We start from the raw sequence: 20,541 nt of genomic DNA on the forward strand, positions 1-20,541 counted from the left end.
CCTACAAACCCCTTAGCGCCTTAATATAATCAGAATACTTCTCATGATGCTTTTGAATTCGGTCCCCGTTCTCCCCAAAGAAGTACATTTTCTCTACAGGAACACCAATATATACTGTTTGATTCACAGCGAACCGGTCTTCTAGACTCTTAATCATAAATGAAGCATCCTTGCATTTGATCTTATATAGAGTCTCTGAACCTAGCATTTCTCTTGTTACTACCTCTCCTTGGATGGAAAATGGCGCTTCTACTCTCTCAAGTGATCCTACAGCACTCTCTGGACGAAAACCAAACTTCACTCCATCTACTCCTAAATCACCAATGTTCATCGGTGGGACACCAATAAACTGTGCGACAAACAAATTAGCAGGCTCATGATAAATGGTTTCTGGCGGCGCCTCTTGTTGTATAAGACCCTGATTCATGAGAACGATGGTATCAGCCATCGACATTGCCTCTACTTGATCGTGGGTTACATAAACAAAAGTCGTTCCTAATTTTTTATGTAATTCAATCAAATCAATTCGCATTTGCGCTCTAAGTTTTGCATCAAGGTTTGAAAGCGGCTCATCCATTAAAAATACGGATGGGTTTTTTACCATCGCACGAGCCAGCGCAATACGCTGGCGCTGACCGCCGGATAAAGTAGACGGCTTACGATCCAGATACTCTGATAGGCCAACCGAAGCACTGATGCTTTCTACTAATTGAGTTCTTTCCGCTTTTTTAACCTTATTATTTTTTAAGCCAAATTCAATATTTTCTCGCACGGACATGGTCGGGTAAATGGCATAGTTTTGAAAAACCATTGCTACTCCCCTTTTCCCGGGGGCAATATCCGTAATGTCCTTCCCGTCAATGAGAACAGAACCAGACGTCTGTGGGCCAATCCCTGCAATCATTCGTAAAAGAGTGGTTTTCCCACACCCAGATGGACCTACTAAAACGGTGAATTTACCATCTTCTATTGTTAAATTCAAGTTATTAATAATGGCCTTTTTATCAAATTCTTTTGTTACATTTACAAACTCGATGGATGCCAAGAACAATTCCCCCTTATCTTATGTTGATTCTATTATAGTTACCATATATCCAATATATCTATAGGAATAACTGTAAGCCCTTCCAAATAAAGAATCACGAAAGCGAATCTGTGATCAATCTAGAAATCTAGTATAAACTTTAACTAAATTTGCCTTATTGATAGTTATATTGCACCTTATGCGCCCTTTCACTCATAAATGTTTATTTTGTGAAAAATAATGTTCATTAGTATTTAAAATTTGTTTAAATAAAAAATATCCTAAATTCGATTAGTTGTCAATGTTTTTTCTGCATTTTTCTGAATTTTTAAATGAAAAGACCAAAACAAACAACTATTATGCTCATTAATGTTTATTTCTACTCACAAAATTTGTAAATTCCGCGACGTATTGAACTGCTATTTTAAAAATAAAAACACCTCGTTCTTTGGTTAGTTAACCGATCAAGAAGATCACTAACAAATAGAAGAGATGTTCTCTATAGACTCTTTAAGCAGTTAAAACACTTACCCCCGCCTCTTTAAAAAGTTGGATTTGTAGCTCTGAGACTTCGATTCCCGTTACTAACTTGTGAATTTTCTCCACGGATGCTACCTTATGGAGAGAAATCCCACCTATTTTTGTGTGGTCTGTTACGACAATCACTTCGTCAGCTACTTCAATCATCCCAATCTTGGCAGGAACAAGCTGTTCCTCAAAATGAGTAAGTCCAACTTTGGGGTGAATAGCCGGAGTGCCAACAAACGCTTTATGGACATGAATCGTTTTTAAGACATCATTGGTAACCATTCCATTTAACATAAAACTTTCAGGGTAAAGAATCCCGCCCGTTACGATTACTTTTATCCCTTTAGAATCCTTTAGTTCTGCAGCAATATTTATATCATTTGTAACAACTGTTATATTCGTTTTGTTTACTAAATTCTTTGCAATTTGCAGTGTGGTCGTTCCAGAGTCCAGAATGATATACTCACCTTCATTAATCAGCTCCGCTGCCTTTTGACCAATCCGTTCTTTCTCTTCAACCCTTTCAGTAGCACGGACGGTAAATGACGGTTCTGAACTGATTCCATCAGCTAGCACGACGCCGCCATGGGTTCTTCTTAAACGACCTTCCCTTTCTATTTCTGACAGATCCCGTCGTATAGTTGCTTCATGCACATTGAATTCTTCTGACAATTGAGATACCGATGCAACATTATTCTTCTTAACATATTCAATGATTTTCAGTTTTCTCTCGGCAGCTAGCAATATTATCACTCCCATATAAAAATATTTTTAATTTTGTTTATCTCTGTTAAGGATATATTAAGATTATGTTTATTAAGCTCTAATTGTCAACAGTTTGAATACACTATTAAAGAATAATTCATAATTAAACCTTCATTTTTCCTGCAAATAATCCCATAAAAAAATAGTCTATCTTCCAGAATATCCGGTTCGATAGACTATCCATTCATGATAACGATTATTGTGCCCAATTAAACTCTAAAATTACCTTCTTCCATCCCCTATGCTGTCCCGCAGAATCCATCGCTTCTTTAAAGTCATTCGCCGTTCGAATAGGTGTAAATTCTGTCGGAAGAATAGCGCGTAGTAATTCTTGGTACTCCCTATCCTGCATGGCGGAAACCACTGCCTGAAAGTCCGGAATCGAACTTCTGCTGCTCCCATACAATGACAATCCCTTTTCCAAAACATCCCGGGTATTAATCGGAACCCTATCCTCGGTTACACCCATAAGAATTAACGAACCGCCGCGTTTGAGGAGATCAATTCCTTGATTTACTGCACTTTCACTAAATTTCCCGCCTGTACATTCAACCACTATATCTACTTTCTCTGCTAAACGAAAGTCAAAATCCTGCACCATGGAACAATCGGCAAAGTGAAAATGGGCAAGCTTATCCGGGATGGCTCCAAACACTTTTAATCTAGTAGAATCAAGTCCGTAAATTCGGTTGATTAGAGCTGCCGTCAAATACCCAACAGGCCCATCACCAAATACAGCCACTTTCGTGTTTGATGCCATAAGCTGCTCTTTTACCCGGCTAATCGCACGGTAAGATACTGTACACAGTTCACAAAGAACCGCAATTTCATCTGGAATAGAATCAGGGATAGGGATGGCACATTGAGCAGGTAAGACTAAGCAATTTTGTGCGATCCCATCGTAACCGCTTCCCAGAAATTCATTCTTTTCACTGTAGTTTTCTCTAAAATCATTCCCACGGATAAAACTACAATCCTCTGACACACCTTTTTCAATTAAGCTGCCCGGAATATTAGGAACAATCACCACTCGCTGGCCTACCTTCAAATCGTTTGCTTTGCTAACGATAACTTTGCCGATTCCCTCATGAAGAAGTGCCATAGGCAGTTTTTTCTCTAAGGCTTCAGCCCTTCTTTGCCCCAAGTAATAACGTAAATCTGCGTGGCATATACTGGCGATTGACGGTTCAATGACTACTTCACCATCCCGAATCGTTCGCTCAATTGCCATTTCTTCTACTTCCCCAGGTTTAACAAGTCTAAAAGTTCGCGACATAACGGTTGTTGCTGCCTTTTGCTGCATATTTCTCCTCCTCCATTTTATACAATGCCATAAAAAAACAATTAAAATGTTCATTTATGTTTATATACATAAAATTTTTATTCATTTCCACTTGTAAATAAATAATATATGCTTAAAAATTGAATTGTCAAGTAAAATAGAGCAAAAATGGAAAATTTTCTAAAAATATATTGCTCATTATTGCTCACTCTTGTTAAACTAGAAAAAAAGAACATTGAAAATGCCTTTACTTAAGGAGGTGCATTTGTAAGTGGGAGATTCACACTATTCAATCGGTATTGATTACGGCACGGAATCAGGAAGAGTTGTTATCGTAGATGTTAATACAGGAGAAATAAAGGCAACACAGATTGTTCCCTATCGTCATAATGTTATAACCGAAACCTTACCCTTTTATTCAAATCAGATTCCAAAAGGAAGTGCACTTCAGCACCCACAAGACTATCTTGATGTGTTAGAAGAAGGAGTTCCTTCCGCTATTACAAAAGCTCAAATCAATCCAAAGCAAATCATCGGTCTAGGTGTTGATTTTACTTCATCTACACTTGTACCTGTAGATTATGAATTAACACCGTTATGCTTTGATCCAGCGTTTCTGCATTCCCATCATGCCTGGGTAAAACTTTGGAAACATCATCACACGAAGCCTCAAACAGAGAAAATCGTCCACCTGGCAACACAACGAAAAGAGAAATGGTTAAGGAGATTAGGATATAACGTTTCCGAAGAATGGGCCATCCCGAAAATTTTAGAGGTTTTCGAAAATGCCCCTGACGTATTTACCAATACCGCATACTTTATGGAAGCATCGGATTGGATTGTCTCCATCCTTACTTCAACCATCACTAGAAATAATTGTTCCTTAGGTTTCAAAGCATTTTGGAATGAATTAGAGGGATTTCCTGAAGAGTTTTTTCACCAACTTGATAGCAAATTCGGTTCAACACTCCTTGAAAAATTACAGGGGCAGGTTAAAAATATCGGAACATGTGCCGGCTCCCTGACAAAGCCTTGGGCCGATAAGCTATCACTTCCCATCGGATTGCCAATTGCAACTGGTATTATTGATGCCCATTCGGCCCTTTTGGGAACCGGAGTATCTCAACCAAATACCATGCTAATGGTTATGGGAACTTCTACTTGCCACCTTATGCTTCATCCAGAACTCAAAGAAATACCCGGAATTTCTGGTGTCGTCAAAGATGCCATTATCCCCGGATTGTATGCATATGAAGCTGGGCAATCTGCTGTCGGTGATTTATTCGGTTCATATGTCAACGGGCACATTCCCCAAATCTATAATCTTGAGGCAGAAAGGTTAGGTATCTCTGTATTTGATCTATTAGAGGAAAAGGCAAGCGCCCTATCACCTGGAGAGAATGGGATGCTTGCACTTGATTGGCATAACGGTAATCGCTCCATATTATCTGATTCTAATTTATCAGGTGTTTTGATTGGATTAACCATTCATTCAAAGCCCGAAGAGATCTATCGTGCCTATCTAGAAAGTACAGCATTTGGTGCGAAAATCATTATGAACACCTATCAAAAATGGGGTATGGAGATTAATGAAGTCGTAGCCTCCGGGGGATTACCTAATCGGAATGCTCTATTAATGCAGATTTATGCGGACATTCTAAATAAACCGATTAAGGTTTCCCAATCAGATCATGCCCCGGCTATTGGTGCCGCAATTTTAGGAGCTGTTGCAGCAGGCACTGAAAATGGTGGCTATAACAACATACAACACGCAATCCAATATATGGCTCAGCCAATCGAAAAGACATATTATCCAACTAAGGAAGGCGCTTCACTTTATCAAACTATCTTTACCTACTATGAAAAAATGCACAATTATTTCGGAATACAGCATCTCCAATTGATGAAAACACTTGGAAAGCACAGAAGCAGTTCTCCTGCTGCATTTCAGGATTCGTCTCATTAAAAGCCTATAAAAGAGTTGAAACCTGCCTCATATTCCCTACTTTATATTGGCAGAACAGGTCACAGGATCGCAGATTATCCTAATGAACGATTCCAGTCCCACTGACTATGCAGCGGGACTGGGCCCTTACCACAACGATTCCAAAACTGAAGACTGGATAAGGTTGGTGTCAATATTACACGTTTTCCCATCAATTCCATATTGCCAGATGGAAATATTCACATTTTCAGGTGCGCCTGGCGCGTAAGCTGGTGCCTGATCCTTTGGTGTGACACCAGGGTCTGGATTACTGCTCCAAAGAATGGTTTGATCTTGAACCTGTTTATTTTTTGAAACTGCCGATTGATAGGCAGCGGACAACTTACTTTCAGGTGTGAGAACCCCATAAATACCCGGCTTATAAGGCGATTCCATTAGAGCTTCCACCCATCCGCGAATAAAGGCCTCATCGACCGGATATTTTGGTTCGATATCTGCAAAGAGTGCAACTCCTTCAGGAATTCCTATTTTTTGAGCATAGGAAACGGCTTCCTTGGCCTCCGCAGCCCCATTTTCATAACCGGTTGCGTCTGTGAAATGGTTGAAAATCGGTAAGATCTGGGCCCCTTGCTCATGAAGTAAAGTGGCTTCCTCTTTAGTTAAACCCATTGATATGCCTTCTTTGGTTTCCAAATACCTCCCGATCACAGCTGGTTCTCCATAATTATCCTTTACACACTGTAAAAAGGCTTGGTCTATTTTCGAAGCAGTGTCTATCCCCCAAACAATAGTTGGCTTTTCTTCGGGAGCTGGTTTTTCTTGAGGCTGCTCTCCTTGATCCCCCGAGTCTGTTTGTGGCGGCTCCTCTTGTGTACTTGTATCAGCTGCGTTAGCTGAGGTTTCTTGGCTCTGTTCCCCATGAGTGGTTGAATTTTCTTGTGTTGATTGCGGTGGATGAGCAGTATTCCGGGGTGTCTGATGGTTGAAGAAAACAAGAAGCAATGGGAGAACCAAAATGATGGTACCTAAAACAACATTCCAAAACCATTTGCGTTTTTTCATATCATCTATTCCCTCCATATGACAATCTTTTTAACAAGGTATTCTACTTGTCATATGGGCGTGTGGGCAGGCAGCGGCGGACTGTTTATTCATTGTTGATTTTCGTGCGGGTACGAGTATCCATAGGCGAAGAATTTCCGGCTAATGTGTGTAGAGGCAGCTTAGGAGGCAGATATAAGCGGAGAGATTCCGATTAACTGCTCTAGATAAGACAAAATCCAACGATTTGAACAATATAACCGGAAAATCCTCCTTTATTTTTAAGGAAATAGGGGTATTTTTCAATTTAAACGGAATTCTTCCGTCTATTTTTCAAACACAGTGAAATCAACATAGCCAAAAACAAAAGGTACGAATCCCAGAGGACTCGCACCTAGTAAAACGATATTCTACATAAAAAATCCAATCCCTATTAAAATAGCTTCAATCACAACAACCGACAGAAGAACATTCATTTTAAGGGCATTTCTTTTTTCACTACTAGCTACGTCTTCCCTGCTAGCCATCTTATTCGAGATAGCTTCCAGCATTTCAACGCTTTGTTTGCTTTGTGCCTTAATCAAAGCATCCACTTGTCTTTGCAGATCCTCCCCCTGCTCCATTTGTTTGGCAGACCACTCTTCAAACTGCCGCTCGACTTTTTCGATAAACGCTTCTTCCCGTACCACCATAATACTTTTGATAGACTCGGAATGTTTTTGAAACATGCCTTCATACGAGGTTCTCAGCTGCTCCAAGTGGCGTTCCGTTTGTTGAAAGGCCACCATATGGGCAGCTAATTTTTCCTCGGTTTGTGCAATCTGTCCTCTTGCAAGGGTAACAAAGGCTTCGTTTTGCTCTAAAAATTGTCTATTTCTTTCATCTGAATCCGATATCTTCTGAGTAAATTCTGTTACATGCGTAGAAACAGATTCAATGGAGGCAACAGCATGATCCAATAATTCCTTGTTACTGCTCTCAACCGCTTCCATTAGCTCGCGAATTTCTTGTTTTTGCGTTTCCATTTGCCGGACCAAGATATTAGCCTGTTCAACGACAGATTCTGCTTCCTTTTTAAAATCAGAGGTACTATTCATGGTTAGCTGTAGGAGATGATCCTCTAACAGTTTGATTTTCTCCTTAAAGTCATCGTAAAAAAGATCATCGTTTAACTTCTTTAATTCATCCATTGCTTTATCGTATTCCGTTTTTGTTGGTGATTGTGTGGTACCCATCTTTTGCCGCCCTCCTCATTCATGTAACGATTTGATAAGTTTCTCACCGTCTTGCCTTAGTAGCTGCAAGTATTTTGCCGCAAGCCATCGTTCTTCAGCATTCCCATAGTGGAAGTGACGCTGTAACTCTTCCTTATACGTCAGCCAATACTTGATTAAACAGCCTTGCAGCTGTAATGCATGCTCACGGTCCTGATTCCATAATTGATGAACATTCTGATAGCGGGCATCAAGCTCGGCTTTTTCCTTTTGGTAGTTTGCTATATCTCTTTCCAGTCGTCTTATCTTTTCGGTAGTAACAAGCTTCAATGCCTCCGCCTCTTGGAAAAAATGGTCCTTTTGCTCAAAGGCTGCCTTAAAAATAGGGGTAAGTAGAAGATTATAGTTATGATACATTTCCGTCACCCATTCATAGGCAATAGCGCGTATCTCCAATATTGTTTTTTCATAGGTGCTTTTTAGCCAAAAGGCGTCAATTTTCTGCTCCACCCTTGGAATCGGAGGTAAATAGGGAATTTCTAATAGATTACTGATCCCAATTTTTAAAGTACCCGCTTCCTGCTTGATTCTTCTAAACTTATTCTCCAGCTCACTTGCCACCATTTCCTGCAATCGTAACACATCATCATTTATGACACTCGCTTTTCTATGATGGGGTGTATATTCGATGATGTCATTGACCAAATCACTGATATAGTCATGGTCCATATTTTTTAATTCGACCTTTTTCAAAAAAGCCTCATAGACCTCGATATTCTTGCTAATCTGGTTGTAATGCGCTTCAGCCTCTTCCACTTCACGATCTAGTAAAAGCTGTTGATTTGTGATTAATTCATCCTGCTGTTTCATTCTTTCTTTATACTGCTCAAGCTCTAGTTTCCTTGCCTCGTCTGCCTCTTTATACACTATCGTTAGACGATTGACAGACAACTCATTCACTTCGGGACTTTCCAGCTCTGTTTGCAAAATTTCCTTTATTATGGTGGAGGACTCTGCTTTACCTGCAAAGCGCTGAATAAACTCCGTCTTCGCTTGAAAAACCCATTCAAATCGACGGTTATGAAAATTAGTAAGGGATAGATTCATATCTAAAGGCCAACTCCTGCATTTCTCCGCACAAAATCTGCAGACGATTCATTTGTAATGAGTCTATTCGACATATAGCGTTACCTTCTTTTGGCAGAATTCGATAATATATACCAAATATTTTAACACTTTTATGGGCTTACGATAAGAGTTCTTTTGCCAAATATGTTAAATGCACTATTTCAAGCAGCATTCCTACGAATCTATTTATATTATTTTTCTCCACCCCGTCCTTTCTGCCGACTTCTATCTATATAAAAGGTGAAAGGTGGTGAGAGACAATGGCACAAGCATTATTAGAAGGCACGAAGCTTCGCTTGGTGTTTGAGGCCGGCATCGATGACGAAGGTAAGCCGATCCTCAAAGCAAAGACGTTTAGCAACGTCACAAAAGCAGCAACCGCAGATCAACTATCGCAGGCAGCACAAGCAATCGCAGGACTATGCAACGACCAGCTAAACAAAATCGAACGCAACGACAGCTCCGAGATCATTGGCTAGTGGTGCCTGACACCTATTCTACTAGTGACGTAGTGGAAATGGTGCCTGTCACCATTGCTACTAGTACAGTAGTGGAAACATAACCGAGAGGAGGTGAATGAAATGGCAAAGACGTTGGAGTTGGAATTTAGTACGGAGTTTGGGAAGACGGCACGTATTTCGGTCGATAGTCCAAAAGAACCCATTGATGAGGAAGTTGTCAAATTATCGATGGCTCAAATCATTACATCTGATGTGTTCACAACCGCTAGCGGCAGATTCGTTGCTGCAAAAGGAGCACGAGTGATCGAACGCAATGTAACAGATTACGAGCTTACTTAATAACGGAGAGGTCGGATTCCAATGAAGCCGGCCTCTTTTTAAGAGTCAGGGAAGGAGGCGGGAAAAGTGGAACAGCTCATTCCAATCATTAGCCAGGTAGGATTCCCGATTGTTGTGACCCTCTATCTGCTTTACCGAATTGAAGCAAAGCTTGATTTAGTGGTCCAGTCGATTCAGACTCTTCCCGAGCGGATGAGGGAGAGAATATAAAGTGCAGGAAACCAGCTGGAATCAACTCAACTGGTTTCCTGCATTTTGCTATTCCGCTTTCCTCTTAAACCAAGCATTTACTAGTTGAAATCTAGAACCCTCCGGAAAAATCCACCTCTTCACAAAATTGTCACATTCATATATACTTTCATATGTTATCAACGGCCCGGCTTTCAAGAGAGTTGAAAGTCAAAAATAATAATAGAAGAGGTGTTTTATTGTTGAATGTAGTGACAATTAAATATGAATGGTTTGGGAATATAAAGGGTGACATTCTTTCAGGTACAGTTGTAGCCCTTGCCCTGATTCCAGAAGCGATTGCTTTTTCCATCATTGCGGGCGTAAATCCGATGGTCGGCTTATATGCGTCGTTTTGCATTGCCCTTGTAATTGCCTTTGTGGGCGGCAGACCTGCGATGATTTCTGCCGCTACCGGAGCAACAGCCCTATTAATGGGCGGTTTAGTGAAGGGCCACGGACTAGAATATTTATTAGCGGCTACCATCTTAACAGGGTTGATTCAAATGATCTTCGGATCACTGAAGGTAGCTCGTTTGATGAAATTCATTCCTCGTTCGGTCATGGTTGGTTTTGTCAATTCATTAGCTATTTTAATTTTTATGGCACAATTAACCCATTTTAAAGGCCAAACCTGGGTCATGTACACCATGGTCGCAGGAGGATTAGCGATTATTTATCTGTTTCCACGAATCACAAAAGCTGTTCCTTCGCCACTGGTCGCAATTATTGTCATTACCATCATTGCGGTAGTAACGGGTGCGCACGTCAATACGGTCGGCGATTTAGGGCAATTGAAACAAGCATTGCCTACGTTTTGGCTCCCTCACGTGCCATTTACACTCGAAACACTGCGTATCGTCTTTCCTTATTCACTTGGCATCGCTGTGGTTGGATTAATTGAGTCGCTGTTAACCGCGCAAATTGTCGATGATCTGACAGATACCACGAGTGATAAAAACAAAGAAGCACGGGGTCAGGGGATCGCCAACATCGTTTCCGGATTTTTTGGCGGAATGGCCGGTTGTGCCATGATTGGGCAATCTGGGATCAATGTGAAATCAGGTGGCCGTGGAAGACTTTCGACCTTTTGGGCTGCGGTATTTTTAATGATTCTGATTGTTTCTTTAAATAATGTTCTTGTCCGAATACCGATGGCTGCATTAGTAGCAGTCATGTTTATGGTTTGCATTGGAACGTTTGATTGGTCATCATTGAAAAAAGTGACCGTTATGCCGAAATCGGATACGGTGGTGATGATCGTTACCGTCATTACGGTCGTGGCAACAGATAATCTCTCAATTGGAGTGGTTTGCGGAGTTATCCTGAGTGCTATTTTCTTTGCCTCAAAGATTTCAAAAGTCACGTTTAAAACGTTATCCCCAAAAGGGTCACATAGAAAAATTTATCAAGTATCAGGGCAGCTTTTCTTTGCTTCAGTTACAGACTTTGTCAACCACTTTAATTTTAAAGAAGACGTAACCGAAATTGAAATTGATTTAACCCACGCCCACCTTTGGGACGACTCTGCCATCGGTGCGATCGATAAAGTGGTCATGAAATACCAGCAAAATGAAGTAAAGGTGAATCTTATAGGGGTCAATCAGGATAGCATGAAACTGCTTGAAAGACTTACCGTTCATAAAAATTCCGATGACCTTGAAAAGGTTTCAAGCTTCTAGAATGGAAGAAACACGCTGAATGAGATCAGCGTGTTTTTTTGAATCCAAAAAATAAGAATGTTTGTCATGGGAGAAAAGTGTAAAGTACCATCCTTTATCCAAAACGATGATGGACTAATCTTTGTTACAATCCGCTAGATTTGTCCTTCATGTTGCCGATGATGGACTAATCTTTTTTGCCATCTACTAGATTAGTTCCTCATGTTGCCGATGATGGACTATTCTCTTTTGACATCCACTAGATTTGGACTTCATGTAGCCGATGATGGACTTATCTCTTTTGCAATCTACTAGATTAGTCCTTCATCAAGGCGATGATGGACTAATCCCTTTTGCAATCCACTAGATTAGTCCTTCACCATGCCCATGAAGGACTAATCTTTTTTACAATCCACTAGATTTGTTCTTCATCAAGCTGGAAACTTTGGCGATTATGTCACACTTGGCCAAAAGCGACGAGTTAATGGGGTTAGTCCCTCGTGGACTAAAGCATTTACGTGCGTGCCGAGGGACTGAACCCGATTCTCCTTCTAGAGCCGTCCTCTCACAAATCATCAATAACAATATATGTCATGCGCATTGGGCCGTGTACACCAACGACCAGGATCATTTCAATATCAGCTGAGTTGCTTGGCCCAGATATAAAGTTTATGCACGATGGTACCTTTTCACCTTGCAAAATGCGTTTGCGAAGATCAACAGCCGCCTGTGTCATCCTTGGTACAATGGTGCTCTTTGGTATTAAAATAATGGATTTCTCCGGCAAAAAGCTTACGGTACGGCCGTGATTTTTATCGCTTAAAAGGACAGCTGTTCCTGATTCAGCAAGTGTCTGCTCTGCAATGGTGATTCCGATAGTAGCCCTTTCAGCAACCGAGATGTTTTCATGGCCCATTGCCGGATCCCAGATGTGGACAGCTACCTGCTCTTTTGGCAGACGTTCAGTGAAAAGGTCGGATAATCCGTACTGTTGAACGCGCTCATCCTGCCAGGCGATGACCGGACCGCCGCCATATGATTGAATCGTCTCATAGACAGCTTCTTGCAGTTCAGCGAGCGGGGTGACCCTACAGGTTGTATTGATCAATTTACATTGCTCCTGCAGAACTTCGAGCAGTTCGTCCTGGGTTTTATCCCTCAATACATTATACTGCGGCGTGTATGCCCACTGTGGCCGTTCGATAGCGGAAGGCACTGCACTGCGCCTCAGCTTCTGTGAAATTTTTTCTATAAATGCTTGGCGATTTTGAATTTGACCTGTCATGATCCGTTTCCTCCCTTTGATCTGTTTTCAAACCAGTCGCGGAAACGCTCTTTATTTGGTGCAGGGAACTCGCGTGCTTCCATCCAATTTTTCAGCGGGCCTACTCCTTTGGAAAAATGGCTGTCTTTAATAATGGGCTTTAATGCCTTTGAAGCTATTTTTGAGCCCATGTTATAAAGGCCGGATGAAGAAGAACCCATTCCAAAAATGGACATGAGGAAGCGTTCGGATAATGGAGTGCGGCCTTCTTTTTCAACAATGACCTGACGATGTTGATGTAGCAATTCATGCAGCGGAATTTTCACCGGACAGACGTCGGTACATGCTCCACAAAGTGTTGATGCGAAAGGCAATTCTTTATAGTCATCATACCCTCCAAGCAGTGGAGAAAGCACCGCTCCGACCGGGCCAGAATAAATCGATCCGTAGGAGTGGCCGCCCACATGGCGGTATACAGGACAAACATTAGCACAAGCACCACAGCGGATACATTGTAAAATCGATTGAAACTCTGTCCCTACTATTTCAGAGCGCCCATTATCAACAATAACTAAATGAAATTCCTCGGGGCCATCGATTTCATCCTCATGACGAGGACCGCTTAGCACGGTAACGTAGCTAGGCAATTTTTGTCCGACAGCACTTCTTGTCAGCATGTTAACAAGCACTTCTAGCTCCTCAAAGGTCGGTACGAGACGCTCCATGCCCATCACGGTAATTTGTGTTGGCGGAAGAGAGGTTGAAAGATCCGCATTCCCTTCATTTGTTACGATACACACGGATCCCGTTTCGGCAACGGCAAAATTGCACCCTGTAATGCCGATATCAGCTGTTAAATAATCGTTCCGCAGCATTTTACGAGCATGCTTTGTCAAATCCTCGGGACGCGATGAACCTTCATAGCCATGATGATGGTGAAAGCTTTCCTGCACTTGTTCTTTATTGCGATGCAATGCAGGTGCGACAATATGTGAGGGAAGATCGTTATCAAGCTGTAAAATATATTCTCCTAAATCGGTTTCCACCACGTCGAGGCCGTTTGCCAATAAATGATGGTTGAGATCAATCTCCTCTGTTACCATCGACTTTGACTTGACTATCTTTTTAGCACCTTTTTGCTTAGCTACACTAAGTATATAGTCACGCGCTTCTTCAGCAGTTGAAGCAAAGTACACGTTGCCCCCAAGCTTGGCAACATTGTCGCTCAGCTGTGTCAGATAGTAATCAAGATTTTCAAGAACATGCTGGCGGATCTGCTCTCCAAGTAGGCGCCATGTTTCCCAGTCGCCCAATTCATCTACAGCTTTTAATCTATTAACTTCTAAACGGTCCTGTGCACCTGATACAGCTCCGCGCATGAAGGTATTTTGTATGCCTTCATCAACACGGCTCTTAAATGGCTCACTGCCTACCTTCATTGGCATATTATTCTACCTCCATCTAACGATTATTTAAGACTTCAGCAATATGTAGAACTTCCACTTTCGCACCTACGCGTTCTGCCCGTCCGCGAATATTCATAAGGCAGCCTTCATCCGCTCCTATTAAATAATCTGCGCCTGTTTCCATGATATGCTGAACCTTTTCATCAACCATTTGTTCAGAAATCTGTTCCATTTTTACAGAAAAGGTCCCGCCAAAGCCGCAGCAAGTGTCGTTATTTGGTAATTGCGTGTAATTTAAGCCGCGCACATTCGATAGAAGGGTCAGTGGAGCGCTTTTCACGCCAAGCAAACGTGTCATATGGCATGACATATGATAGGTTACATTCCCTTCAAAAGTAGCACCGACATCCTCTACTTGAAGGACATCAACGATAAATTGCGTGAGTTCATAGGTCTTATCAGCGATCCTTTTTGCTCGGGGTTCCCAGATTGGATCTCCTTGAAATACATCCGGGTATTTTTTAAACATATAGGCACAAGAACCCGAAGGACTGACAATATATTCAGCATCCTCAAAGACTTCTATCATATGCTTCATTGCCTCTCTTGAGTCTTTCACATAACCAGAATTATAGGCTGGTTGTCCGCAGCAAATTTGTCCCTTCGGAAATTCCACCTCACAGCCGAGATATTCCAATAATTCAACCGTAGACTTCCCAACATCTGTACGGAACATATCCACTAAGCAGGTGGCAAAAAGGGCTACTTTCATATTCATTCAACTCCATTTTCATTTACTAAGAAAAAACGCGGGTGCCACTAGAACGCTTGCCCTAAATTATTTTCGAAATGATAACTTATATCTTGATAGTATAAAGAAAATTCCGATAATTAACAACAAATATATAGTTGCTGTCGAAAGATGTTTACATTATTTGAATATTATTATTTAATAGATAATATAGAATTTTCTAAAAAGGGGGAGATAGAAATGAAAAGGTATCTTAATAAAGGATTTCTATTAATAGCTGTTCTATTGCTTTTGGCTTTAACGGCATGCAGCGGCAATAGTTCTGAGAAAACAAGTAAGACCAATTCGGCTAAAGGAGATACGGTCAGTGCGAAACTTGGCGTAATCTCCTATATTACCGGCCCTGGTGCGGCTTATGGTGAAGCGATTACCAACGGTTTGAAACTGGCTCAGAAGGAAATTAATGCAAAAGGCGATGTCAAAATCGACCTTGTGATTGAAGACTCAGCTGGTAAACAAGAGCAAGCCTTATCTGCCGCTCAAAAGGTAATGAGTGATGATGACATTGTTGGGTTAATCGGGCCAACTTTAAGTACAGAAATGAACGTTGTAGGTCCTGAAGCAGATATGAACGGTATTCCAATTATGGGTACGTCCACAACAGCTGAAGGAATTCCACAGATTGGTGATTATGTTTTCAGAAACTCTTTACCAGAAGCACTGGCTATTCCGGCAGCACTCAAAAAAGCGGTTGATAAAAATGGTGCAAAGAAAGTCGCCATCCTTTATGGGAACGATGATGTGTTCACAAAATCCGGATTTGATACGATGAAAAAAGCGGCAGAAGACTTGGGGCTTGACATCTTAACGATTGAAACGTTCCAAAAAGGTCAGTCAGACTACAACGCCCAATTAACCAAAATCAAAGGGCTTAAGCCAGATCTGATTCTTTGTTCCGCATTATACAATGAAGGTGCGGTTATCATGGATCAAGCAAGAAAAGCTGGACTTGATGTACCGTTCGTAGGCGGAAATGGATTTAACTCGCCGCAGGTAATTGATATTGCCGGACAAGCCGCCGATGGATTAATTGTTGCGACACCATGGTTTGCCGACAAACCAGATCAAAAAGTACAAGATTTTGTAAAGAAATTTGATGCTGAATATGGGAAAAAGCCAGACCAATTTGCTGCACAAGCTTACGATGCACTATATATTTATGCGGAAGCATTAAAAAATGCCGGCGAAGCTGACCGCGATGCACTTCGCGATGCGCTTGCCGAAATTAAAGACTTCCCTGGCATTCTTGGTAACTTCTCGTTTGATAAAGATGGTGACGTTGTCATGGAACCAACCGTTCTGATGATCAAAGATGGGAAATTCCAATTGTTTGAATAAAAAATAGGCTGAACATGGAAGGGCACTTTAATAGTGCCCTCCTTACATTAACCTGTTCTTAATGTGGCAGGAAATAGAAGAACCGTCCCCATGCAACTCATGACGGGAAAATCTTTTTAGTTAAAGGGTGAGATGAATTGCTGCTGGAGCAATTAATAAACGGAATAACACTTGGAAGCATTTATGCCATCGTTGCCCTTGGATTTACACTTGTTTTTGGAGTTTTGGGCATCATTAATATGGCACATGGCGAAATCTTTATGATCGGCGCTTTTATCGGCGTCGTGGTAACAGGTACATTGGGCTTACCCATTTGGATGGCATTTCTTGCTGCCATCATTGTCACGGCTGTTCTAGGGTACCTGCTTGAGCAATTTGCATTAAGACCGCTGCGCGGCAAAAAGGGTGTCTCCCATCTTGCCCCATTAATCAGCACCATCGGGGTATCGATTTTTCTAGAAAATCTATCACACCATTTATTCGGTGCCGGAAACCACCCTTTTAAAAATGCTTTTGCCGAAGTTCATTTTACAATCGGTTCCATCACCATATACGTAGTGCAAATCGTGATTTTTGTGATTTCAGTGGTGTTAATGATGGCTCTTTCCTATTGGCTATCCAAAACAAGGGCGGGGAAAGCGCTCCGTGCGACTGCGGAGAACTTAGATACTGCCAGTATCCTTGGTGTCAATACAAAACAGATCATTACCTTAACCGTTGTGATGGCCTCCGCTATGGGTGGAATTGCTGGCATTCTGGTTGGAATGGCATTTAACTCGGTGAATCCGCAGATGGGCTTATCCATCGGACTAAAGGGGCTTGCCATTATCATCTTGGGCGGAATGGGCAGTGTGAAAGGCGCAATGGCAGGAGGATTAATTCTTGGTTTAGCGGAAACACTCATGGTTGCCTATGGAGATTCGGGTTATCGAGATGCTATTGCCTTCCTCGCAATCATCGTGATCCTTTTAGTACAGCCGCAGGGATTATTTGGCCAAAAGACATCAGAGGGAAGGCCGTGATGATATGCTTGGAGATTTTATAAATCCATACTACCTTCAAGTTGGATCTTTTATCATGATTAACATTATTCTAGGCTTAAGTATTTATATTACCCTATCTTCCGGACAGCTTTCACTAGGGTCTGCCGGGTTTATGGGAATAGGCGCCTACACATCAGCGATACTCACCATTAACTATGATTTGCCGATTGTCGTAGGCATCATTGCAGGGGCAGTGGTTGCCGGGCTGATCGGTATTCTCATCGGTATTCCCTCCCTTAGGCTAACGGGGGTTTATCTAGCCATTGCAACACTTGGCTTCGGGGAAGTCATAAGGGTATTCCTCATCAATTGGGAGTCAGTTACCAAAGGGGCAGTTGGTCTTTCAGGTATTCCCCAAATTGGTAGAGAATTGCTTACGTTTTCTAGGGATGCTGGATTCAGTCCCCTTTCTATCGGTCTAAAAAACAATCAATTTGTTTATTTAATGGTCCTGATTCTATTGATACTTATTACTATTTTTCTTATCTGGTTCTTGATTAGACTAAACAAATCTCGTGTTGGCCGGGCTTTTGCAGCTATCAAAATGGATGAAAAAGCAGCCGAGGCAATGGGAATTAATATCACGTATTACAAAGTTTTATCTTTTGCGCAAGGTGCCGTTTTCGCAGGCTTTGCAGGGGCATTATTTGCCCATATCATGGGATATATCAGTCCGGCTGATTTCTCTTATCATCGCGCGGTTGATATTCTTATTTTCGCGGTATTCGGTGGCAGTGATGTCATCTGGGGCTCTATTTTCGGAGCAACCTTTATGACGTTGATGCCAGAGGTCCTACGATTTATCAGCGAATATCGTTATATGATTTACGGGGTTGTTTTAGTATTAATGATGGCCTTCCGCCCGCAGGGAATTATTGATGTTCCCCTTTTACAGAAGGTACAGCTGCGAAAAAGGAGGAGTAACCATGGTTCTAAACATTCAAAACATCTCTAAGAATTTCGGCGGCATCTCTGCTTTAACCGATGTTTCTTTTTCCATCAAGGAAGGGGAAATCTATGGGCTCATCGGCCCAAACGGAGCTGGAAAAACGACCATGTTTAATATGATTACAAATATGTTCCCTCCGACATCGGGTGAAATTACCTTTTTGGATGAACAAATTACCGGGCTTAAACCGTATAAGATTACAAATAAGGGCATCTGCCGAACCTTTCAAAACATTCGCCTTTTCTCACAAATGACAGCTATGGAAAATGTATTGGTCGGCGGGCATTCCCGTAGCAAATCTGGCGTTTTTAGCGGGGTCTTTGGGACAAAATCGCAGCGTACAGAAGAAGAAAAGTTACGTGTAAAGGCAAGGGAACTTCTAGAATTAGTGGGCTTATCTGAATACGATGAGACAATTTCTGAAAACTTAGCTTACGGGCAGCAAAGAAGACTGGAAATTGCACGGGCTTTAGCCAGCGACCCTAAACTATTATTATTAGATGAACCCGCCGCCGGGATGAATGAATCCGAAACCGATGAATTGTTTTTTTTAATTAAGAAGGTTCAAGAACGAGGCATTACCACCCTATTAATTGAACATGACATGCCACTTGTCATGAAGCTGTGTGATAAAATGACCGTTTTAAACTTTGGTAGAAAATTGGCTGAGGGCACGCCTGAAGAAATTCAAAACAACCAGATGGTGATTGAAGCCTACCTCGGTTCAGAGGGGGATGAGGAGATTGCTTAAAGTTTCTGGAATCGAGACCTTTTACGGAAAAATCCAGGCGCTAAAAGGGGTCAGCCTTGAAGTGGAACAAGGGAAAATTGTGGCCATTCTCGGTGCAAACGGGGCCGGTAAAACGACTACCATGAAAACGATCGCTGGGTTGCTGAAGCCTAAAAACGGTACCGTCGAATTTTTAGGGGAAAATATAACCGGGCTTAGGCCGGATCAGCTTGTGCAAAGAGGAGTCTCTTTAGTTCCGGAAGGCCGGGCAATTTTATCAGGCATGACGGTGTTGGAAAACCTGGAAATGGGTGCTTACCAGCGTAATGATAAGGAAATTGGAAAGGATATCGAAGCAGTGATGGAGAGGTTTCCGATCTTGCGGGAAAGGAAAGCTCAGCTTGGCGGCACGCTTTCAGGAGGACAGCAGCAAATGCTTGCGATTGCTCGGGCATTGCTGTCAAAGCCTAAACTACTGCTGCTTGACGAGCCTTCGATGGGACTCGCTCCTTTGATTGTGGCGGATATCTTTAAGATTATTAAAGAAATTAGAGATGCTGGAACCACAGTGCTTGTCGTTGAACAAAATGCGAAGCAGGCGTTAAAGATCGCTGATTATGGCTACGTGCTAGAGACCGGAAAAGTTATTATCCATGGCCCGGCACAGAATTTATTAGAAGACCCCAAAATTGTGGAAGCCTATCTTGGAAGAAAATCTGGTGCCTGATGAAGCAGAGGACGGTTCTTCCGCTTCACTTCGGATAGCGGCACAAAAAAATGAGCGGGAACGAAAAGTTCCGCTCATTTTTTGTCATTACGCAGCATTCGTGCCTTGTTTTTGGTGACCTTTAGCTGCAAAGTTCCTACGTACATAGGGCATTACAAATCGGTCTACACCGAATTTACCAGCATTTGCTCCGGCAACTAAGACGAAGAAGGCTAAAAGAATCATTTGTCCGTTTGTGCTCACGGTGCCACTGAACAAGAAAGAGAAATTCATGACCATCCCCATTAGGGTCGCAAAGTTCGTTAGAAGACCTAGGATTAAGGCAATTCCGACTAATACCTCGCCCCATTGCACTAAGAAAGAAAATAAATCCGCGTTTGGCAAGGCAACCTGTTCTAAGAATTTTGCCCACCAGCCTTGAACTGCTGGGTGTTCACCTGTGCTAGAAGCGATCGCTCCTTTTAAGAATCCACTTGCATCAAATCCGCCACTTGTTAATTTCCCATAACCTGCATGTAAAAATTCATAGCCTATATAAACACGAATGATAGCTAAAATCCCGGCGACAATAGTATTTTTTCTTAAAAGATTTAACATGGTACTCCATCTCCCTTAGGATTAATATAAGTTTTTACAAAATCTTGTTTGTTTCTGACT

At 41.9% G+C, this 20,541-nt stretch carries 20 protein-coding genes; 10 read left to right on the forward strand and 10 right to left on the reverse strand.

All coding sequences use genetic code 11. The features are described from left to right. Window position 1: 1 nt before the first annotated feature. From RCG19_RS07100 to RCG19_RS07110, 3 genes are all read right to left on the reverse strand, one after another. On the reverse strand, window positions 2-1,045 hold the full coding sequence (locus RCG19_RS07100) for an ABC transporter ATP-binding protein (RefSeq protein ID WP_166244122.1): 1,044 nt from the start codon (window positions 1,043-1,045) through the stop codon (window positions 2-4). Between the two features lie 489 nt (window positions 1,046-1,534). Beyond that, window positions 1,535-2,296 carry a DeoR/GlpR family DNA-binding transcription regulator gene (locus RCG19_RS07105; RefSeq protein WP_166244124.1) on the reverse strand — a complete coding sequence of 254 codons (762 nt, stop codon included), beginning with the start codon at window positions 2,294-2,296 and terminating at the stop codon, window positions 1,535-1,537. A 217-nt stretch (window positions 2,297-2,513) separates the two neighbouring features. Next, the gene (locus RCG19_RS07110) at window positions 2,514-3,620 is read right to left on the reverse strand and encodes an alcohol dehydrogenase catalytic domain-containing protein (protein WP_308110252.1); all 1,107 of its coding nucleotides are present in this window, start codon (window positions 3,618-3,620) and stop codon (window positions 2,514-2,516) included. A gap of 250 nt (window positions 3,621-3,870) precedes the next feature. Between RCG19_RS07110 and RCG19_RS07115 the strand changes: the two genes are divergently transcribed. After that, complete coding sequence (locus RCG19_RS07115) at window positions 3,871-5,565, forward strand: ribulokinase (protein WP_308110253.1); 1,695 nt, start codon at window positions 3,871-3,873, stop codon at window positions 5,563-5,565. 126 nt (window positions 5,566-5,691) lie between these two features. Here the strand turns inward: RCG19_RS07115 and RCG19_RS07120 are convergent, their stop codons facing one another. From RCG19_RS07120 to RCG19_RS07130, 3 genes are all read right to left on the reverse strand, one after another. Continuing rightward, the gene (locus tag RCG19_RS07120; RefSeq protein WP_308110254.1) at window positions 5,692-6,606 is read right to left on the reverse strand and encodes a glycoside hydrolase domain-containing protein; all 915 of its coding nucleotides are present in this window, start codon (window positions 6,604-6,606) and stop codon (window positions 5,692-5,694) included. Between the two features lie 389 nt (window positions 6,607-6,995). After that, a complete protein-coding gene (locus RCG19_RS07125) occupies window positions 6,996-7,820 on the reverse strand; it encodes a coiled-coil domain-containing protein (protein WP_308110255.1) in 825 nt (274 codons plus the stop codon). Window positions 7,821-7,835: 15 nt separating this feature from the next. Beyond that, window positions 7,836-8,906 (reverse strand): hypothetical protein, encoded by a 1,071-nt coding sequence (locus RCG19_RS07130; protein ID WP_308110256.1) that lies wholly within the window; start codon window positions 8,904-8,906, stop codon window positions 7,836-7,838. Window positions 8,907-9,187: 281 nt separating this feature from the next. Between RCG19_RS07130 and RCG19_RS07135 the strand changes: the two genes are divergently transcribed. The 4 genes from RCG19_RS07135 (at window position 9,188) to RCG19_RS07150 (ending at window position 11,637) form a co-directional block, all read left to right on the forward strand. Beyond that, entirely contained in the window at window positions 9,188-9,406 is a 219-nt protein-coding gene (locus tag RCG19_RS07135; RefSeq protein WP_166244136.1) for a DUF1659 domain-containing protein, read from the forward strand. A gap of 102 nt (window positions 9,407-9,508) precedes the next feature. Continuing rightward, the gene (locus RCG19_RS07140) at window positions 9,509-9,727 is read left to right on the forward strand and encodes a DUF2922 domain-containing protein (protein WP_308110258.1); all 219 of its coding nucleotides are present in this window, start codon (window positions 9,509-9,511) and stop codon (window positions 9,725-9,727) included. Between the two features lie 66 nt (window positions 9,728-9,793). Further along, the gene (locus tag RCG19_RS07145; protein ID WP_088090000.1) at window positions 9,794-9,937 is read left to right on the forward strand and encodes a YvrJ family protein; all 144 of its coding nucleotides are present in this window, start codon (window positions 9,794-9,796) and stop codon (window positions 9,935-9,937) included. Window positions 9,938-10,158: 221 nt separating this feature from the next. Beyond that, window positions 10,159-11,637 (forward strand): SulP family inorganic anion transporter, encoded by a 1,479-nt coding sequence (locus RCG19_RS07150; RefSeq protein WP_308110947.1) that lies wholly within the window; start codon window positions 10,159-10,161, stop codon window positions 11,635-11,637. Between the two features lie 544 nt (window positions 11,638-12,181). Here RCG19_RS07150 and RCG19_RS07155 read toward each other — a convergent pair. From RCG19_RS07155 to RCG19_RS07165, 3 genes are read right to left on the reverse strand one after another with little or no spacing between them, the layout of a single operon-like run. Continuing rightward, complete coding sequence (locus RCG19_RS07155; protein ID WP_308110259.1) at window positions 12,182-12,901, reverse strand: LutC/YkgG family protein; 720 nt, start codon at window positions 12,899-12,901, stop codon at window positions 12,182-12,184. After that, complete coding sequence (locus RCG19_RS07160) at window positions 12,898-14,325, reverse strand: LutB/LldF family L-lactate oxidation iron-sulfur protein (RefSeq protein WP_308110261.1); 1,428 nt, start codon at window positions 14,323-14,325, stop codon at window positions 12,898-12,900. Before RCG19_RS07160 ends, RCG19_RS07155 begins: the two co-directional genes overlap by 4 nt. Before the next feature lie 16 nt (window positions 14,326-14,341). Continuing rightward, window positions 14,342-15,058, reverse strand: coding sequence for a (Fe-S)-binding protein (locus RCG19_RS07165; protein WP_308110263.1), 717 nt, complete (start codon window positions 15,056-15,058; stop codon window positions 14,342-14,344). A 219-nt stretch (window positions 15,059-15,277) separates the two neighbouring features. On the opposite strand from RCG19_RS07165, the gene RCG19_RS07170 reads away from it, so the two are divergent. The 5 genes from RCG19_RS07170 to RCG19_RS07190 all read left to right on the forward strand — a co-directional run bounded on the left by RCG19_RS07170 (window position 15,278) and on the right by RCG19_RS07190 (window position 19,884). Beyond that, window positions 15,278-16,435: an ABC transporter substrate-binding protein gene (locus RCG19_RS07170; protein ID WP_308110264.1), complete on the forward strand. Its 1,158-nt coding sequence runs from the start codon at window positions 15,278-15,280 to the stop codon at window positions 16,433-16,435. Between the two features lie 137 nt (window positions 16,436-16,572). Further along, entirely contained in the window at window positions 16,573-17,457 is an 885-nt protein-coding gene (locus RCG19_RS07175) for a branched-chain amino acid ABC transporter permease (RefSeq protein WP_308110265.1), read from the forward strand. Between the two features lie 4 nt (window positions 17,458-17,461). Further along, complete coding sequence (locus tag RCG19_RS07180; protein WP_308110948.1) at window positions 17,462-18,433, forward strand: branched-chain amino acid ABC transporter permease; 972 nt, start codon at window positions 17,462-17,464, stop codon at window positions 18,431-18,433. Then, window positions 18,405-19,178, forward strand: coding sequence for an ABC transporter ATP-binding protein (locus tag RCG19_RS07185; protein ID WP_308110266.1), 774 nt, complete (start codon window positions 18,405-18,407; stop codon window positions 19,176-19,178). Before RCG19_RS07180 ends, RCG19_RS07185 begins: the two co-directional genes overlap by 29 nt. Next, window positions 19,171-19,884 (forward strand): ABC transporter ATP-binding protein, encoded by a 714-nt coding sequence (locus tag RCG19_RS07190; RefSeq protein WP_308110267.1) that lies wholly within the window; start codon window positions 19,171-19,173, stop codon window positions 19,882-19,884. The genes RCG19_RS07185 and RCG19_RS07190 overlap by 8 nt, the downstream gene beginning before the upstream one ends. Window positions 19,885-19,971: 87 nt before the next feature. Here the strand turns inward: RCG19_RS07190 and RCG19_RS07195 are convergent, their stop codons facing one another. After that, window positions 19,972-20,481, reverse strand: a complete 510-nt coding sequence (locus tag RCG19_RS07195; RefSeq protein ID WP_308110268.1) for a DoxX family protein — start codon at window positions 20,479-20,481, stop codon at window positions 19,972-19,974. Window positions 20,482-20,541: the final 60 nt, after the last annotated feature.

The organism is Neobacillus sp. OS1-2 (assembly GCF_030915505.1).
Classification (GTDB): Bacteria; Bacillota; Bacilli; order Bacillales; family Cytobacillaceae; genus Neobacillus.

What these genes read in the sequence shown, in the direction of transcription:
- RCG19_RS07180 (WP_308110948.1), top strand. Translation starts at nt 17,462, where the DNA reads ATGCTTGGAGATTTTATAAATCCATACTACCTTCAAGTTGGATCTTTT.
- RCG19_RS07140 (WP_308110258.1), top strand. Translation starts at nt 9,509, where the DNA reads ATGGCAAAGACGTTGGAGTTGGAATTTAGTACGGAGTTTGGGAAGACG.
- RCG19_RS07110 (WP_308110252.1), bottom strand. Translation starts at nt 3,620, where the DNA reads ATGCAGCAAAAGGCAGCAACAACCGTTATGTCGCGAACTTTTAGACTT.
- RCG19_RS07130 (WP_308110256.1), bottom strand. Translation starts at nt 8,906, where the DNA reads ATGAATCTATCCCTTACTAATTTTCATAACCGTCGATTTGAATGGGTT.
- RCG19_RS07160 (WP_308110261.1), bottom strand. Translation starts at nt 14,325, where the DNA reads ATGCCAATGAAGGTAGGCAGTGAGCCATTTAAGAGCCGTGTTGATGAA.
- RCG19_RS07125 (WP_308110255.1), bottom strand. Translation starts at nt 7,820, where the DNA reads ATGGGTACCACACAATCACCAACAAAAACGGAATACGATAAAGCAATG.
- RCG19_RS07165 (WP_308110263.1), bottom strand. Translation starts at nt 15,058, where the DNA reads ATGAAAGTAGCCCTTTTTGCCACCTGCTTAGTGGATATGTTCCGTACA.
- RCG19_RS07185 (WP_308110266.1), top strand. Translation starts at nt 18,405, where the DNA reads ATGGTTCTAAACATTCAAAACATCTCTAAGAATTTCGGCGGCATCTCT.
- RCG19_RS07120 (WP_308110254.1), bottom strand. Translation starts at nt 6,606, where the DNA reads ATGAAAAAACGCAAATGGTTTTGGAATGTTGTTTTAGGTACCATCATT.
- RCG19_RS07135 (WP_166244136.1), top strand. Translation starts at nt 9,188, where the DNA reads ATGGCACAAGCATTATTAGAAGGCACGAAGCTTCGCTTGGTGTTTGAG.
- RCG19_RS07170 (WP_308110264.1), top strand. Translation starts at nt 15,278, where the DNA reads ATGAAAAGGTATCTTAATAAAGGATTTCTATTAATAGCTGTTCTATTG.
- RCG19_RS07155 (WP_308110259.1), bottom strand. Translation starts at nt 12,901, where the DNA reads ATGACAGGTCAAATTCAAAATCGCCAAGCATTTATAGAAAAAATTTCA.
- RCG19_RS07195 (WP_308110268.1), bottom strand. Translation starts at nt 20,481, where the DNA reads ATGTTAAATCTTTTAAGAAAAAATACTATTGTCGCCGGGATTTTAGCT.